Origin of the sequence: Psychrobacter halodurans (assembly GCF_017498075.1) — a bacterium.
Lineage (GTDB): Bacteria > Pseudomonadota > Gammaproteobacteria > Pseudomonadales > Moraxellaceae > Psychrobacter > Psychrobacter celer.
This window is the reverse complement of the sequence record NZ_JAGBKN010000005.1, coordinates 137,001-152,485: the sequence shown is the minus strand read 5'-3', so window position 1 is coordinate 152,485 and position 15,485 is coordinate 137,001. Positions and strand designations below refer to the sequence as shown.

Genomic DNA, 15,485 nt, shown 5'->3' with positions numbered 1-15,485 from the left:
GGCACTGGCGGCGGCTATTTTTCAGACAATACGCAGTGAAATTTTCGAAGCCTAGTCATTCTAGGATAGACAATTTCGCCATGTATTGGCAAAAAGTAGCCCCGCCCCGAAGGGCTGATGCTAAAATCACCCCAAACGGTGTTGTAAACCTAGCTAAGGCCTCAACATTATCGTCGGTTTACGCCTAGTTTGGTGCGATTTTATCTATCAGCAGTCCTAATATTTGAATGTTCAATACGCCCTAAACTAAAGCATACTCGCTTGCAATAATTGCTTGGCATACGGATGCTTTGGATTGTCAAAAACAGCTTCGGTCGCTCCAGACTCGATGCTCGTGCCTTCTTTTAGTACCATGATATGCTGGCATAAAGCGCGCACAACCTTTAGATCGTGACTGATAAACACATAACTGAGCTGTAGTTTTTCTTGAATCTCTCTTAGCAAACTGACCACTGTGACCTGCGTCGTGCTATCAAGCGCGGACGTTGGCTCATCAAGTATCAATAGGCTTGGCTGCATGATTAGCGCACGGGCAAGCGCCACCCGCTGACGCTGACCGCCTGATAGCTCATGCGGATAGCGCTGGGCAAACTCACTCGGCAGATGCACTGTCGCTAAGCTCTCTATAACAGCGCTGTGACGTGTTTTTTTATCGACACCTTGAACCAACAGTCCTTCTTCGATGATTTGCATCACGGTCATGCGTGGGTTGATACTGGCAAAGGGGTCTTGAAATACCATCTGAATCTGCGAGCGGAATTTTCGCAGCTCACTCCTAGACAACGCCGCGATATCTTGGCCGTTCACCACAATCTGACCACTGATACGCGCTTGATGACTCAGTAATTGGCTCAGCGCCAGGGCAATGGTGGTTTTGCCAGAGCCAGATTCACCAACGATACCGAGCGCCTGCCCTTTTTGCAGCGTCATATCGACGTTTTTTACCGCATCAAACCAGCGCTTGACGCCGCCAAACAGACTTTTTTCAATCGGAAACTGTACTTGTAAATGACTGACTTGCAATACGGTTAGCCGCTGGCTTTCATTCTCAAATAAATTCAGCGCTTGTCCAAAGTCTTGAGCTATGAGCGAGCGGGTATAGTCGGCTGCTGGCTGATTAAACACCTCTGCAGTTGGCCCCTGCTCAATCGTTTGTCCTTGGCGCATGACGATGACTTCATCACTGTAGCGCCTAACCAAATTAAGATCATGGCTGATGAGTATCATCGCCATCTGATGCTGCCGCTTGAGCTTATCTAGCAGCTCAAGAACCTCATGCTGAAGAGTGACATCCAGCGCAGTGGTCGGCTCATCAGCGATTAAGATATCAGGCTGCTGCGCCAATGCCATGGCGATCATTACCCTCTGGCGTTGGCCACCAGACAGCTCATGTGGATAGCGATGCAGCTTGTCAGCAGGGTCAGTAATATTGACATCGTCCAGCAAGGTGATACTCCTGTCTCGCCAGTGCTTTTTGGGTACGCCGCTTAGACGCAACGACTCGGCGATTTGCTTAGCAACGGTATGTAATGGGTTCAGCGCTGTCATCGGCTCTTGAAACACCATAGCAATGCGCTGACCACGGATAGCGCGCAGCGATGCATCACGTGTTTTATGGTTGCTTATCGGCAATGTTGTCATTTTTGCCGCGTCTGCCAACTGCACTTCACCTGTGACGCTCAAACTTTCGGGTAACAGTCCCAACAGTGCAAGACTGGCGATCGACTTGCCAGAGCCTGACTCGCCGACGATAGCCAATGTCTCCCCTTGTCGCAGCTCGTACGTTAGCTTATCGACTAAAACGATATCTGCGTCAGTGACGATACTAAGTTTATCTACTACCAGCATCAGCTTGTTTTGTACATTGCTATGATTGTCACCTAAAAGGCTGCTTTGTTCAGTAGTAGTTATCATATTGGCGTTTATCATCTTATCAGTTGTCATTTCAGGAGCGCCTCGGATCAAAGGCATCACGCAGCGCTTCGCCAACGAAAATTAGCAATGATAAGATAAAAGTCAGACTAAAAAACCCTGATAAGGCCAGCCAAGGGGCATCAAGGTTGTTTTTGCCTTGTACCATCAGCTCACCAAGTGACGGCGAGCCAGGCGGTAAGCCATACCCTAAAAAATCTAGCGCGGTTAAGGCAATGATATTGGCCGTTAGGATAAACGGCAACTGCGATAAGCTAGAGGCCAAGGCATTGGGCAAGATATGCCTCATCATAATACGGCTGTCCGACACCCCAAGGTTGCGAGCTGCGCGGACATAATCAAAGTTACGCGCCCGCAAAAACTCGGCGCGTACCAAACCGACCAACCCCATCCAGCCAAATAGCAGCATCATGGCAAACAGCATAAAGATGCTCGGACTAAATAGGCTTACCAAAATAATAATCATAAACAGCTGCGGCATCCCGCCCCACACTTCCATAAAGCGCTGGCCTGCTAAATCTACCCATCCGCCATAATAGCCTTGTATCGCCCCTACAATAATACCGATCATCGCCCCTGCCAGCGTCAAAGCGATACCAAATAACAACGACACCCGCATGCCATAAAGTATGCGCGCCAGCACATCACGGCCCAAATCATCCGTACCCAGCCAGTTTTGGCTATTGGGCGGCGCAGGATAAGGCAGACCCAGCGCAACATTTGGCGTCTGATCGGCAAAGGGAATGGGCGGCATCACATAAAAGCCTTGCTCATTAATCAGCGTTTGCACCGCAGGGTCTTTATAATTGGTTTCGGTCTCAAACACCCCGCCAAACGTCGTCTCAGGATAGGCCTTTAGCACGGGAAAATAGTAATCGCCTTGATACTGCACCAGTAGCGGCTTGTCATTGGCAATCACATTGGCTGCCATACAAAGGACAAATATCAGGGCAAAAATAGCGAGCGATACGACCCCAAGACGATTACGGCGAAAGCGGTTTAGGCGTGCTTGCCAGATAGGGCTTAAGCGGCGTTTTTTTGTCATCGTCATAGACGGACTTGCAGGCGCTGAAGGTAATGGTTGACTTGACATTAGCGCCCCTCAAAATCAATACGCGGATCAATGAGGTGATAACTTAAATCACTGATGAGCTGTAATAGTAGACCAACTAAGGTAAAGATAAACAGCGTGCCAAATATCACTGGATAATCACGCTGCTGAATGGCCTCAAAGCCAAGCAGTCCTAAACCATCGAGTTTAAAGATGATTTCAATAAGAAAATTACCGGCAAAGAAAATCCCAACGATGGCCGCGGGGATACCGGCGATGATAATCAGCATCGCGTTACGAAACACATGACCGTACAGCACTTGACGTGCGCCTAAGCCTTTGGCGCGTGCGGTGAGGACGTATTGCTTACCCAGCTCCTCTAAAAAGCTAAACTTGGTCAAATAAGTCAAACCCGCAAAACCGCCAACCGTACTTGCTAATAGCGGCAGTGCCAAATGCCAAAAGTAATCCTTCACTTTACCCAAGGTACTTAACTGATCAAAATTCTCGGAGGTCAGTCCCTGCAGCGGAAAGATATTCCAGTAGCTGCCGCCCGCAAAAAACACCAACAGTATGACGGCAAACACAAACACAGGTATCGCATGGCCAATGGCGAGCAGCATAGCGGTGGCTTTATCAATCCCTGAGCCGTGATGCATGGCTTTGTAGATACCAAGTGGGATGGCAATCATATATATCAGCAGCGTACTCCATAGCCCAAGCGAGATAGAGACTGGCAGCTTTTCTATAATCAGATCGGTCACCGTCTGACCCTTAAAAAACGACTCACCAAAATCTAAATGGGCGTAGCTCTTTAGCATCAGCCAAAAGCGCTCAGGCGCTGACTTATCAAAGCCATATTGCGCATTGATCGCAGCCACCATCTCCTCAGATAGGCCGCGCGTGCCTTGGTAGGTACTATCATTGCCGCCTGCACTGCCCGCACCGATACTGCCGCCGAGCGCATTGTCTTTTGCGCCCTGCTCAATCAATGCCAGCTGCTGCTCCACAGGACCGCCGGGCGCCGCTTGTACAATCACAAAGTTCGCCAACAATATCAAAAATAGCGTCGGTAATATCAGCAGCAATCTTTTTAAGATATAACGACCCATATGGCAGCTTCCTAAAATAATTAGAAGTTGTTTTTCAGCTCACGTAGCGCAGCAAATACCGTCAGTGATTTATCATCATCGATCGCCATCTTGGCCTTGACACCTGCGATCACACTCGGCTCTTGTGTGCGCAAAAACACATTGACAGCACGCTCATGTGCTAAGGTCACCGGCAGTGTCGGGGTGCCTTGGGCGGTTTTTTCTTCTGCTTGCGCCAATGCTTGCTGCATCGCTTCATTGGCAGGCTCGATAGAGAGACCAAAGCGTAGATTGCTAGCGGTATATTCGTGTGCCGGATACAATAATGTCTCGGCAGACAGTCCGTTTAAACGCTTAAAGCTCTCATGCAGCTGCTCTATCGTTCCTGTAAACACGCGGCCGCAGCCAGCACTAAACAAGGTGTCTCCGCAAAAGCAATGCTTTTGACCATCGATATCTAAGACATAAGCCACGTGACTTGCCGTATGACCCGACACGTCCCATACTTGCGCCGCGCAGCCCCAGGCGCTGACCGTGCTGCCGTCTTTGATGGTCTGGTCCTCATCGACCGTATGCTCGCCATGAGCCACCAGATGCGTCATCGGATAAGACTCTTGTAGCTCTGCCACACCGCCGATATGATCATGATGATGGTGGGTGGTCCAGATAGACGTCAGCTCCAGCTCATTGTCTTCTAGATAAGCAACGACAGGCTCAGCTTGACCCGGATCAATGACGATGGCTTGCTTGTTATTTTCATTAATGAGCGCCCAGATATAGTTGTCATTAAACGCTTTAATCGGGTGAATACGAATACTCATATCAAATCCTTACCAGTAGTTATAGGTGTTGCTTATCTTTTTATTCAAGTATTGAGAATGGCTATTTTTGATAAACGATACATTAGATATTGGGTGCCCAAGCCATCGTTTATTTTTTCAAGTAGTTATTAACGCGCGCTTCGGCTGCTTTATCCACCCACCAGTAGTCGATTCCGACTGCATTGGTCGGCAGTGTGCCATTATGGCGATACTGATTCCAGTAGGCAACATTGGTACTAGATTTGCCATATAGCGGGACCATATAGTGACCTGCGCGTAGCAGACGATCAAGGACGTGCGTATATAAGACAATCTCGTCACGACTTTCGGCGTCGCCTAATTGCTCTATCACCTCATCTATCGCCGCGTTTTTGATACCTGCCGTGTTTCGGTTGCCCGTCTCATCGGCAGCGCTACTACCCCAAAACCCTACTTGCTCAGCACCAGGCGATAAGCTTTGGGCAAATACATCGACCACCATATCATAATCAAAGCGGCGCATTCGCTCGTAATATTGTGGGCCATCGACTTGCCGCAAGGTCGCATCAAACCCTAGGCGCTTGAGATTACGAATATAAGGCAGCAACACACGCCCCATGGCCTCGCCCGTCATCAGCATCTCAATCCGAGCACGCTTACCATTAGGCTGATATAGCTGCATATCGTCATAATAAAAACCTGCATCTAGCAAAAGCGCACGCGCCTTTAATAACCCTTCACGATTAAAGCCACTACCATCGCTGGTGGGCAGTTGCCACTCCGTTAATACCGCACGGCGCTGTATCGGTTCAAGCTTAGATAGCAATGGACTCAATACCTGCATCTCGGTATGCGATGGCGTACCAGTAGCGGCAAGCTCCGAGCCATGAAAAAAGCTTTGCAGGCGCTCATAATGCCCATGAAACAGTGTCTTATTCATCCATTCAAAATCATAAGCGGCGCTCAGTGCTTGGCGGACGCGAATGTCTTGAAAAATGGGCCGGCGCAAATTCATCACCAGCGCCTGCATAGGTACTGGGTTTTGACTGCTGATGGTTTCTTTTTTAATGAGCCCTGCTTTTACCGCTGGGAAGCGATAACCAGTTGCCCAATTAGAGGCTTTATTTTCTGGGCGAAAGCGATATTGTCCAGACTTAAACCCTTCAAAAGCAATCTCATCACTTTGGTAATAGACAAACTTAATCCTATCAAAGTTATAGCGACCGCGATTGACCATCAAATCTCGCCCCCAGTAATTGGGGTCACGAACATAGCTGACTGAACGCCCCGCATCGACGCGGCCAAGCTTATAAGGCCCACTACCCATGAGCGGCGTTAGGCTGATTTTTTCAAAGTCGGTATCAATAGAGGACTTGGCAAACACTGGAAACTGCCCGACTGTTAATAGAATCTCTTTATTATCATCGGAGGTAAAGACAAACTTGACTCGCCGCTTATCGACAATTTGGATGTCTTTGATATCTCCCAAATAGCTACGAATATACATCGGGCCTTTATTTAATATGGCGTCATAAGTGGCTTTGACATCGGCGCTAGTGACCTCTGTGCCATCCCAAAAACGCGCCGCAGGATTGATATGATAGATAATCCAGCTGGTGTCCTCAGGGTCGTAGGTGACTTTGCTGGCCAACTGCGGATACATGGTAAAGGCTTCATCTAATGATCCGGTCATCAACGTGTCGTACAGATAGTCGGTACCGACCATCGCCACCCCCGTGGTCATCCATTTATTGGCCGCATTAAAGGTGCCGCGCGCATCGAGTGACAGCGTGCCGCCTTTGGGCGCATTTGGATTGGCATAGGGCATATATGGGGCGTCGGCATATTCAGTGGGACTATTATGACCAAGCGCTGTCGTGGTGACAGGCGCTGCCATAGCTATCGGCAGCCAGCCGATGATCAGAGCAAACAAAACGGTTTTTGGCAGGGCTTTTTTGAGCATCATGGGGGTATCAATAGACCTCTTTACTTACCGTACCTATCATCGCGAAAACGTGAGCATTATAGCCATAACACGTAAAAAACAATGCCAAGCTCTGCCCTCGGAAAATTTTATCATAACAAACTTAGGTTTTTTCACCTAATGATTTGCTGGATCGATGTCATCATGATCGAGGCTTTTTTCAATAATACAGCGCAGCGATGAGGTGGATTTACATCAGTGAGGAATAGTTTTAGGTATACAGCAGGTTTGCCCAGCGGTTTTTTGACTGACAATAAAAGCGCCTGCTCATAAAAAAAACGCCGCTTATAAAAGTGGCGTCCTTTTTGTCTTTTAGTATTTGTGTGATAGCGTTTGAATTATAGCGACCGCTTGATTAAGCATGTTTTTTTTCAAAGGCAATCATAAAATCCACTAGCTGCTGTACCCACTCAAGCGGTACAGCATTATAAATACTGGCACGCATACCGCCGACATCGCGGTGACCTTTTAGGTTCAATAGTCCTGCGGCCTCTGACTCTTCTAAAAACACCTTATCCAGACTGCTGTCTGCCAAGGTAAAAGGCACGTTCATGATAGAGCGATGCTCAGGAGCAACGGGGTTGTTATAAAAACTGCTGTCGTCAATGGTTTTGTAGAGCAAGTCGGCTTTTTGCTGGTTAATCTTGCCGATCGCAGCCACGCCGCCCTGCGCCTCTAACCAATCAAATACCAATCCTGCCAAGTACCATGAGTACGTCGCTGGGGTGTTTGACATCGACGCTTTTTCGACTTGGTGCTCATAGTTCATGAGCATAGGGCACCACTCACTGGCACGGCCAAGCAAGTCTTCACGGATGATGACAATGATAAGACCTGCCGGACCGATGTTTTTTTGGGCGCCGGCGTAAATCATGCCAAATTTTGACACATCTATCGGCTGCGACAAAATGCAAGAAGACATATCGGCAATAATAGGCGCGTCGACTTGTGGCGGCTCAAATATCTGTAGACCGTGAATGGTTTCGTTGGCACAGTAGTGAAAATACGCCGCATCGTCGCTTAGGTTCCACTCGCTTTGGGCTGGCACGTCAGTAAAGTTACTGTCTTTGCCAGTGGCGACCACATTGACTGCGCCCAACCCCAAGGCTTCATAGCGTTTGGCTTCTTTGACCGCTTTACCTGACCAAGCGCCCGTCGTTAAATAGTCACCGCGCCCACCATTTAATAAATTCAGAGGAATCGCCGAAAACTGTAAGCTGGCACCGCCTTGCAAAAACAGCACTTTATAGTTATCTGGAATCTCCATCAATGCCCGTAACTTGCTCTCAGCCTTTTCTGTGATAGCGACATAGTCTTTACTACGATGGCTCATCTCCATCACCGAAAGGCCGCGCCCTTGCCAGTCAAGCAGCTCGCTTTGTGCACGCTCTAAGACGGTGGTGGGCATGGTCGCAGGACCCGCACAGAAGTTTGGCAGACGATGCGCGGCAGCGTTTGGATTGGTAGAGGCGTTGGGTGTGCGGATGGATTCTGGGGTTGTAGACATGGTTATTATCCTAAATTGATGAGGTCATCATTGTTGGTTAACAGCTAAGCTGATTAACGATTAAAGCGCCTAGGGCGAATTTTTAAAGGCATTGTCAGTCTGGCAATTTTCTTATTATCTCAAATGCTCAGTTATGTTTATTTACGAGACAGATTTTGCTATCTGTTGCCAAAACTGCCGCTTCAGACGGCTATCGGCGAGCATCTCATCCAAAGTTGGGAGCGTAGTTAGGGCAGGATGCGTCAGCCCGTCAGGCAAGGCCGTCAAAGCCGCCACTTGCACCCCTTCACTACGCCCAATCTTAAAAACATAGCCTGCTAAGCTGGCATTGGCAAGCTCGGCGGTATCCATGCCCGCACAGATCGGAAACGACGTGGTCTCACAAGTCATCGATAACGCTTGGGTAATGTTTTGCCACAGCTTTTGGCTGTCCCCGCTGAGAGTTTGCATGTCCACCAGTATGACCCAGTTGCCGTAGCGGCCACCTTGTAAACTAAACGGCAACACCTTTTTGTTGCTCTCATCAGCATATTTATCTGCTGATGCATGTATCGTTGATGGTGCAGGAGCGGTTGTTTTTACGGCATCAATGAGTGGTGCCACCACCTGCGCGACGGTTGGTAGAGCAGGCTCGCCATCCAAATAGGCATCATCGTGATAAGAAGACGTATCGCTCGTGTCTAAATGATTTGACGAGCCATCATCGACGCGGTGAGGATGGCGGTCATTGACGGGGCTTTGGGTATTCCACGCTGCATCGCTGTCGCTGACATCGCTGACAGGACTGCGCTGCGAAGAGGCAAGAGAGACGCTAGGACTTGAGAGGTTTGACTGACTTTCGCTAATGACGGGAATATCAGCCATGCTTAGCGTCGCAGCATCTGGGCGCACCCATTGATCGATACCCATCATCGCTAGGATTTGGCGCTGCTGCACACGGCGCTGTAGTACAATTTGCGGATCTTGGATATCACTCATGCGGTTCTGCTGTCTTATTTTTAATTGAGAGCGGGCGATGTTAAAAAAGCTGGCGAACGCCTAACCAATGCTCTGCCAGCATCATCAGGCAGTCGTATTCATCTTGACTGATTATCGTATCGTGTAATATGACAGTATGCAATGTACTTAGCCATCGTCGATACTCATTATAATCTATTTGGCCGCTATCCTGTTGTCTCTTGCCACAATTATTATCTCCCGCCTTATGAGTGCTCGCTGTATCAGCATGGTCCGCGTGATACGCTGGCACCATACAGACCACCGCTAACAGCTGGCTACTATTTAAGTGAGATGCGGTCATTAACAACCACTGTAGATTTGCATCGCTGACGGCATTTAAGTCAATATCAATCAAACGGGCATGCCGCCTCACATCCACGATGTAGTGTGCAGCACTCTCCCATGCTGGCAGTCTATAGCGATGGGCATTTTTGGACAGCCGATACGCCAGTAGTATCAGCACCGACCTCCTCGCGGCATCTAGACCAGAAAACACCTGACCTGATGGGTCAAGCTGCGCGCCTATATCCTCCATGCCCGCCTGCAATAGTGCCTGCCAGCCGGACGGCTTATCGGTATTTTTGTCATTTAACACCGCAGAAAGCGTTGGCAATAACCGCTGTAAATGTAGCGCTTGCCATAATGACACGATAGACACTTCTTGTGACTTGGTGCATGCTACTTGATCAGATACTGATAGTGGCGTATTTGTGCCAGACACAAGGTCTGCTGAGATATCCTGAGCAAAGTCAAAGGTTAAATCCGCCGCCAGCTGGCGAGTAAACAGCTGTAGTAAGCCGCACTGATAGCGAGCGAGCATGGTACGGCTGCTTTGTTGCTCCTGATAATGCTGATGGGCGTCGTGGTCATGGCTGCGCTCGTTTTGCAGGCGCTGTGTGTTAATTGTCTGTGCCGATAAATCTTGCTGATGCAGCTGCTTTATCGCAAAAACCAGCACCGCACTGTCTAAGCGCCGATCCAAATTGGCCACCGTTGTCAGCAATTTAGTATCTATCGTATGCGGTAAGATGGGCAGGTTGTTATGACCGTCATGATTGCTATCTACAGTGGACACTGCGTTTTTCTTGCCTTGATATTGTCGCGTATTACTTTGCGATACTTCATCACCGATAAAACCCTCCCAAATGTCGTGCAAATCATATTTCATCGTCGTCGTCAGCAAGCGCCGTTGATGGCATAACATGATGGCTTCGATCAAAGCTTGCGCGCCCAATGGATGATGACTGTGATCCAGCACGTACTGCGGCAGGCAAACCTGATGCAAATCGTCGCTATCGATCCATGATTTTTTTGGTAAATCGCTATTGGGTTTTGCCATCCATGGCTTTAGCAGCTGACAGGCACCTATATCCTCTGCTGATACTTGCAAGCGGCCGTCAATCACGACATCTTCTTTTTTGGTAAAGGGCAGCGCCGACTCTGCCTCTAAGGCATTATTAGGCTCATTGATTAAAACATCGACGTTTTCTTTGATGTTTTCTTCAGCATTTTTGTCTTTTTTGGTGGCAGTAGCAGGGAGGTTACTAAAAATTGGTTTTTTATCTTTACTTAGGCTATTTGCTTGGACTTCGCCCCAATCACCTAGGCGACGCTGCTCATATATCTCTTTTATTTTTTTTTGGTTTAAGCGTTTTTCATGGGCAACTTGCACAGCAAAGTCATGATAGGCTTTGGCATTGATGGCACTCATGCGCTCAGCCAAACTTGGATGCGTGGCAAACCAAGAGACATCACCCAAATCAGCACCACTACTGGCAAAGAAAAAATGACTTAATCCATTGATATCAGCGATGTTGGTTAAGCGCGAGCCTACTGTGTCTTGATGAATCGCTTTTAGAGTCTCTATAATCGCCGGCGAGCGGGTCAACTGTACGCTGGTGGCGTCGGCGAGCAACTCACGCTCACGGTTGAAGCTGTGTTTGATCAACTGAGCGCTGGCCATACTCGAAAAGCTCAGTCCATGTAACAACAGTGTCCACACGCTGCGCGGCGCCTGCCGATCAATGATAGGATTATTAAGCCGGTGCGACTGAAACTGCGCCGATGATAGCGGTTTGTGCGACTGGGCTTGCCAGTACGACACCCATTCGCGATGCGTGGTAAAGCTTGCCGTCTGCGCCGCGGTGCGACGTGCATGACTGTCGATGCTACGCTGCGACATCAAAGCGCTTTGACTAACGCTGCTATCAATAGAGCCAACATAGCGATTGCTGTTATGACTGATAGGATCGCTCCAATCATACAGTATCTGTAGTCCTGCTAACACCACCATTAGCTGTAAATTAAACGTCGCATCACCATGCAAGATATGACCATACTCATGCCCTATCAGCCCGTATAGCGCCTCATCAGATAGCTTATCTAGCGCGCCCTGCGTCACGACCAATACCATGTCTTGACTGTGACGACCAGCGACAAAACCATTGATACCTTGCTCATCAGGCAGCACGTACAATATCGGCATATCCAGCCCCGATGCAATAGCCAGCTGCTGCGCGATTTCGTAGTATCGGCGATAGACAGGCGGAAAATCTCGCTCATCACGCACTGCGATCTGACGGTCACTAAAGCGAACTTTTTTGGCCGCAGTATGCTGCTGAGCCACCCCTTGACTGTGCTCCCACGCATCCTGACTGCTATCAACAAACAGACGAACCGCCCCTACGCGTTGAGCAATCGCGCGGCCACCCGCTCTGAGGCGGCGATACTCTACAAGACTACCACCAACAAAACTCGCTATGATCCAAACGATGACCAAAACCAACGCCCAGTAGTAGATGCCCCCTGTAAATATCGTCAACAATAACCACACAACTCCGAGAGCCACTGCTATATGAGCCAAGACGATCAAAAAAAACAGCCCATAAAGTAACAGACTGCGGCGCGTGCGTATCCGCTGCTGAGCAAAAAAATCCATCCGCTTATCTCAAATTGGCGACACTTTTTGTGCTTTTACTTTGCATCTTAAGTCATATCTACAACAGGGGCTTTGGCAATGGCTTCTCTGTCTGCAAAGACCAGTGGGCTGAGCGGACGAAAGCCAAAAGTGCTACTGACAAGATTGTTTGGAAACACCTCACGGTCGTTATTATAAAACATCACGCTATCGTTATAGTGCTGACGGGCAAAGCCTATACGGTTTTCGGTATTGGTCAGCTCATCCATCAGCTCTTTGATCATGCTATCCGCTTTTAGCTCAGGATACGCCTCCACCACCGCTGAGAGTTGCCCCAAAGCTTTAGATAGCATGCCTTCTGCTTGGGCAAACAACGCCATATGCGCGGGCGACTCTGGCTGATGATGCGTAGAGTCTTGCAGGCTTTGGGCATGATTACGGGCGCTAATCACACGGCTTAAGGTCTCTTCTTCATGCGTCAGATAACGCTTGGCGGCCTCAACTAAGTTTGGAATCAAGTCATGACGACGCTTGAGCTGGACATCTATCTGCGCAAAACCATTTTTTGCTTGATTGCGCGCGCGTACCAATTTATTAAATATCGACACCCCAAACACGACCAGTAGTACCATGAATATAATCAGTAGCCAAACAAACATCTTCATAAGCAAATCCCAATGTGTCTAGAGTATTAATGATACGTTAATACCTTGTATTTTAGCTTAAATTTATCTATGAAGCGCTAGCATCGGGCAATTTTTAGATAAAAAAAAGCCCTTTATGATAAAGGACTGAATATCGAAAACTGCTTTTGATGTTTTATAATTTTGATGTACTAGAGAGGCATGGAGATAGGTATTAAGCAAAACAGGCTGTGACTGGACAATGATAAAGACCAATATCAAATTTTAGGCAAAAAAAAGCGACTCCGCCAGCACATCCTCGGCACACATTGTATCTACTACCGTTGCTACCTTCCGGTCCTGGCGGGATTCATAGTACAATGTTGCGAGGCTACCAACGGAGCCACCAGAGCAGATTATACAAGATTTTTTTAGTATTACAACCCCTATCGTAAAACTGTATGCTTTTTGACAAAAAAAACGGTCAAACTTGGTGACAAAATCCTTACAAGCACAGGCAAAAAACTTTGCTATTTTAGCAAATAGCTATCAGGGCATATCCTTGACTATAAATAGCTTGACAAAGCAGCCCAACAAAATAGCCATCAACAAAAAACAACGCAATAAAAGATAAGTTGACCAAAACAGCATTCAGTATCACTTTGAGCCAGCACCGTACGTTTGGTAACGCCCACTACGGCTCTAGAACACTATGATTTATTAGGAGAAAATAATGAAAAACACTTTAGTACACAAAGCCACCCTCGCAACAGGAACAGCCACGTTACTGCTGGCCATGATGGGCAGCGCACATGCTGAGCCGACAGGCTATGATCAGCTGAGCTTTCAAACCGAAGTCAAAGAAGAGGTGCAAAATGACGAAGTACGCGCCAGCATGTACAAAAAAGCCCAAGCCAGTACCTCAAAAGCCTTGGCCACCACGCTCAACACTTCTATTAATAATGCCATGACAATCGCCAAGCGCTACCCGAGCGTGACGGTCAGCACCGGACAGCAGCGCACCTATCCGCGATATGATAAAAACGACAAAATCATTGGCTGGACGGGGCAAGCCAGTATCGATCTAAAAAGTACCGACTTTGCGGCGACCAGCCAGCTAATTGCTGATTTGCAAGAAACGCTAGTGATGGATAACCTAAACTTTGGCGTCTCTGACAGCAAAAAAGACACACTAGAGCAAAAGCTGATGACCGAAGCGTCTCGCGCTTTTCAGCAGCAGGCCAAAAACCTAACGCGCGCTTGGAATGCACGCGGCTACCGTGTGGTCAATGTCAATCTAAACACAGGAAACAACTACCCTCGTCCGATGTATGGCAGCATGAATATGAAAGCAGAAGCCGCCGATGCCTCAGTACCTAGTCAGAGTTTTGAATCGGGCAATAGCACCATCTCCGTCACCGCCAACGGCACCATCGAGCTGACCAAATAGCTTTTGTGCCATAAAGACAGCTGTTAGCAAAAAAACTTTATAAGTACCTAACTAACCATCAAAGAATATCAAGGGCAGCCACTTATCGTAGTGACTGCCCTTTTTTGTATGCTATAGGGCATGGCGCTTACTTGGTGAAAGCATCATTAGTTTTAGGCTGTGCACTTTGAACCGTTTGTAGACTTCCATCCTTTTGCCGCAGTTTTAGCAGCAGTTTTTGATGCCAAGGTAGATTTTGGTAGGCTAAGCGCTGCTGCGCGATTTTTTTATTGTTTTGGAGGGTTTGGGTGTTTTGAAGCACATATACCGTACGGGCCGCTTCTTTGAGCAGCTGTCCTTTTTTATTTTGTATGACCGCCTTTATATTATGCGCGCCGGGCATAAGGTCGACAGTGGCGATAGAAGCACTTAACCCTTGTGCAACCTCACTACCATCCAGATAAATACGGACTCCATCACCCGCCTGCAAGGCAGGCGTCACCTGTACGCGCACCTCGATGCTTTGAGCAGGACGGCGATATGCGCGAGTCTCGCTAGGCTCGGCGATCATAAGCTGATAACTCACTGCCTTGCGCGCCATGTCTGTGCTATTGGCCGTGCTATTGGCCGTGCTCACAGGCGCAGATGACGAGGTCGCCTCGCCAGTCACCTGACCAATCGTGTCTCTACCAGTAGAAACAGCCGTCTGACTGACAGTTTTGTCCGTCTGCTGTTTATAGTTTTGTGGCCGATCGGTAAAGGTGACTTGCCCCGTCTTTTCATCGACTACTTTATAGATGGGTGCTGCATGACTGGTAGGCACTACTATAGGTACTGTGATACTCACTGAAAGTACGGTCAGCGCTGTCAGCAAACCAAAACATTTGGCTTTTATACCTCTGGTCTTTAGAGTACTGGACTTTAGAGCGATGGTTGTTACATCAGCGTCTTTTATATGAGTGTTTTTTATATGAGTAAGGATAAATGTCGTCATGGTCAAGCCACCTAATCAATCTGATACTTCCTATTATGCGGCATTTGCGTGATGAAATCAGTAGCGATGTTTTATTCATTTATTGGATGGTGTACTTTTTATTTTCGCACATAAAAAAACCAGCTAAGGCAGACTTAGCTGGTGTTTTGATGTTATTT

General features: G+C 48.1%; 11 protein-coding genes and 1 other RNA gene. 1 reads left to right on the top strand and 11 read right to left on the bottom strand.

Going from position 1 to position 15,485, the window contains the following annotated elements:
• Positions 1–246: 246 nt before the first annotated feature.
• The 10 genes from J3491_RS03975 to ffs form a co-directional block, all read right to left on the bottom strand.
• Complete coding sequence (locus J3491_RS03975; RefSeq protein ID WP_424108342.1) at positions 247–1,914, bottom strand: ABC transporter ATP-binding protein; 1,668 nt, start codon at positions 1,912–1,914, stop codon at positions 247–249.
• A 31-nt stretch (positions 1,915–1,945) separates the two neighbouring features.
• The gene (locus J3491_RS03970) at positions 1,946–2,977 is read right to left on the bottom strand and encodes an ABC transporter permease (RefSeq protein ID WP_424108345.1); all 1,032 of its coding nucleotides are present in this window, start codon (positions 2,975–2,977) and stop codon (positions 1,946–1,948) included.
• A 47-nt stretch (positions 2,978–3,024) separates the two neighbouring features.
• On the bottom strand, positions 3,025–4,095 hold the full coding sequence (gene yejB / locus J3491_RS03965; RefSeq protein WP_100749659.1) for a microcin C ABC transporter permease YejB: 1,071 nt from the start codon (positions 4,093–4,095) through the stop codon (positions 3,025–3,027).
• A gap of 20 nt (positions 4,096–4,115) precedes the next feature.
• Positions 4,116–4,895: a hydroxyacylglutathione hydrolase gene (gene gloB / locus J3491_RS03960; RefSeq protein WP_207969288.1), complete on the bottom strand. Its 780-nt coding sequence runs from the start codon at positions 4,893–4,895 to the stop codon at positions 4,116–4,118.
• A 109-nt stretch (positions 4,896–5,004) separates the two neighbouring features.
• Entirely contained in the window at positions 5,005–6,837 is a 1,833-nt protein-coding gene (locus J3491_RS03955) for an extracellular solute-binding protein (RefSeq protein WP_207969299.1), read from the bottom strand.
• 376 nt (positions 6,838–7,213) lie between these two features.
• On the bottom strand, positions 7,214–8,365 hold the full coding sequence (serC, locus tag J3491_RS03950; RefSeq protein WP_207969287.1) for a 3-phosphoserine/phosphohydroxythreonine transaminase: 1,152 nt from the start codon (positions 8,363–8,365) through the stop codon (positions 7,214–7,216).
• 141 nt (positions 8,366–8,506) lie between these two features.
• Positions 8,507–9,343 (bottom strand): hypothetical protein, encoded by an 837-nt coding sequence (locus tag J3491_RS03945; protein WP_207969286.1) that lies wholly within the window; start codon positions 9,341–9,343, stop codon positions 8,507–8,509.
• 40 nt (positions 9,344–9,383) lie between these two features.
• Positions 9,384–12,302 carry a M48 family metalloprotease gene (locus tag J3491_RS03940; RefSeq protein WP_207969285.1) on the bottom strand — a complete coding sequence of 973 codons (2,919 nt, stop codon included), beginning with the start codon at positions 12,300–12,302 and terminating at the stop codon, positions 9,384–9,386.
• Between the two features lie 47 nt (positions 12,303–12,349).
• Entirely contained in the window at positions 12,350–12,946 is a 597-nt protein-coding gene (locus tag J3491_RS03935; RefSeq protein ID WP_100749665.1) for a LemA family protein, read from the bottom strand.
• A 261-nt stretch (positions 12,947–13,207) separates the two neighbouring features.
• Positions 13,208–13,304, bottom strand: an RNA gene (gene ffs / locus J3491_RS03930) — signal recognition particle sRNA small type.
• Between the two features lie 333 nt (positions 13,305–13,637).
• Here ffs and J3491_RS03925 point away from each other — a divergent pair.
• Positions 13,638–14,354, top strand: a complete 717-nt coding sequence (locus J3491_RS03925) for an SIMPL domain-containing protein (RefSeq protein WP_100749666.1) — start codon at positions 13,638–13,640, stop codon at positions 14,352–14,354.
• 127 nt (positions 14,355–14,481) lie between these two features.
• On the opposite strand, the gene J3491_RS03920 is transcribed toward J3491_RS03925, so the two are convergent.
• Positions 14,482–15,327 (bottom strand): DUF4124 domain-containing protein, encoded by an 846-nt coding sequence (locus tag J3491_RS03920; RefSeq protein ID WP_100749667.1) that lies wholly within the window; start codon positions 15,325–15,327, stop codon positions 14,482–14,484.
• Positions 15,328–15,485 lie beyond the last annotated feature (158 nt).

Bases quoted from the DNA above. Each gene is read 5' to 3' on its own strand.
- J3491_RS03975 (WP_424108342.1), bottom strand. From the start codon at position 1,914: ATGATAACTACTACTGAACAAAGCAGCCTTTTAGGTGACAATCATAGC.
- J3491_RS03970 (WP_424108345.1), bottom strand. From the start codon at position 2,977: ATGACAAAAAAACGCCGCTTAAGCCCTATCTGGCAAGCACGCCTAAAC.
- yejB (WP_100749659.1), bottom strand. From the start codon at position 4,095: ATGGGTCGTTATATCTTAAAAAGATTGCTGCTGATATTACCGACGCTA.
- gloB (WP_207969288.1), bottom strand. From the start codon at position 4,895: ATGAGTATTCGTATTCACCCGATTAAAGCGTTTAATGACAACTATATC.
- J3491_RS03955 (WP_207969299.1), bottom strand. From the start codon at position 6,837: ATGCTCAAAAAAGCCCTGCCAAAAACCGTTTTGTTTGCTCTGATCATC.
- serC (WP_207969287.1), bottom strand. From the start codon at position 8,365: ATGTCTACAACCCCAGAATCCATCCGCACACCCAACGCCTCTACCAAT.
- J3491_RS03945 (WP_207969286.1), bottom strand. From the start codon at position 9,343: ATGAGTGATATCCAAGATCCGCAAATTGTACTACAGCGCCGTGTGCAG.
- J3491_RS03940 (WP_207969285.1), bottom strand. From the start codon at position 12,302: ATGGATTTTTTTGCTCAGCAGCGGATACGCACGCGCCGCAGTCTGTTA.
- J3491_RS03935 (WP_100749665.1), bottom strand. From the start codon at position 12,946: ATGAAGATGTTTGTTTGGCTACTGATTATATTCATGGTACTACTGGTC.
- J3491_RS03925 (WP_100749666.1), top strand. From the start codon at position 13,638: ATGAAAAACACTTTAGTACACAAAGCCACCCTCGCAACAGGAACAGCC.
- J3491_RS03920 (WP_100749667.1), bottom strand. From the start codon at position 15,327: ATGACGACATTTATCCTTACTCATATAAAAAACACTCATATAAAAGAC.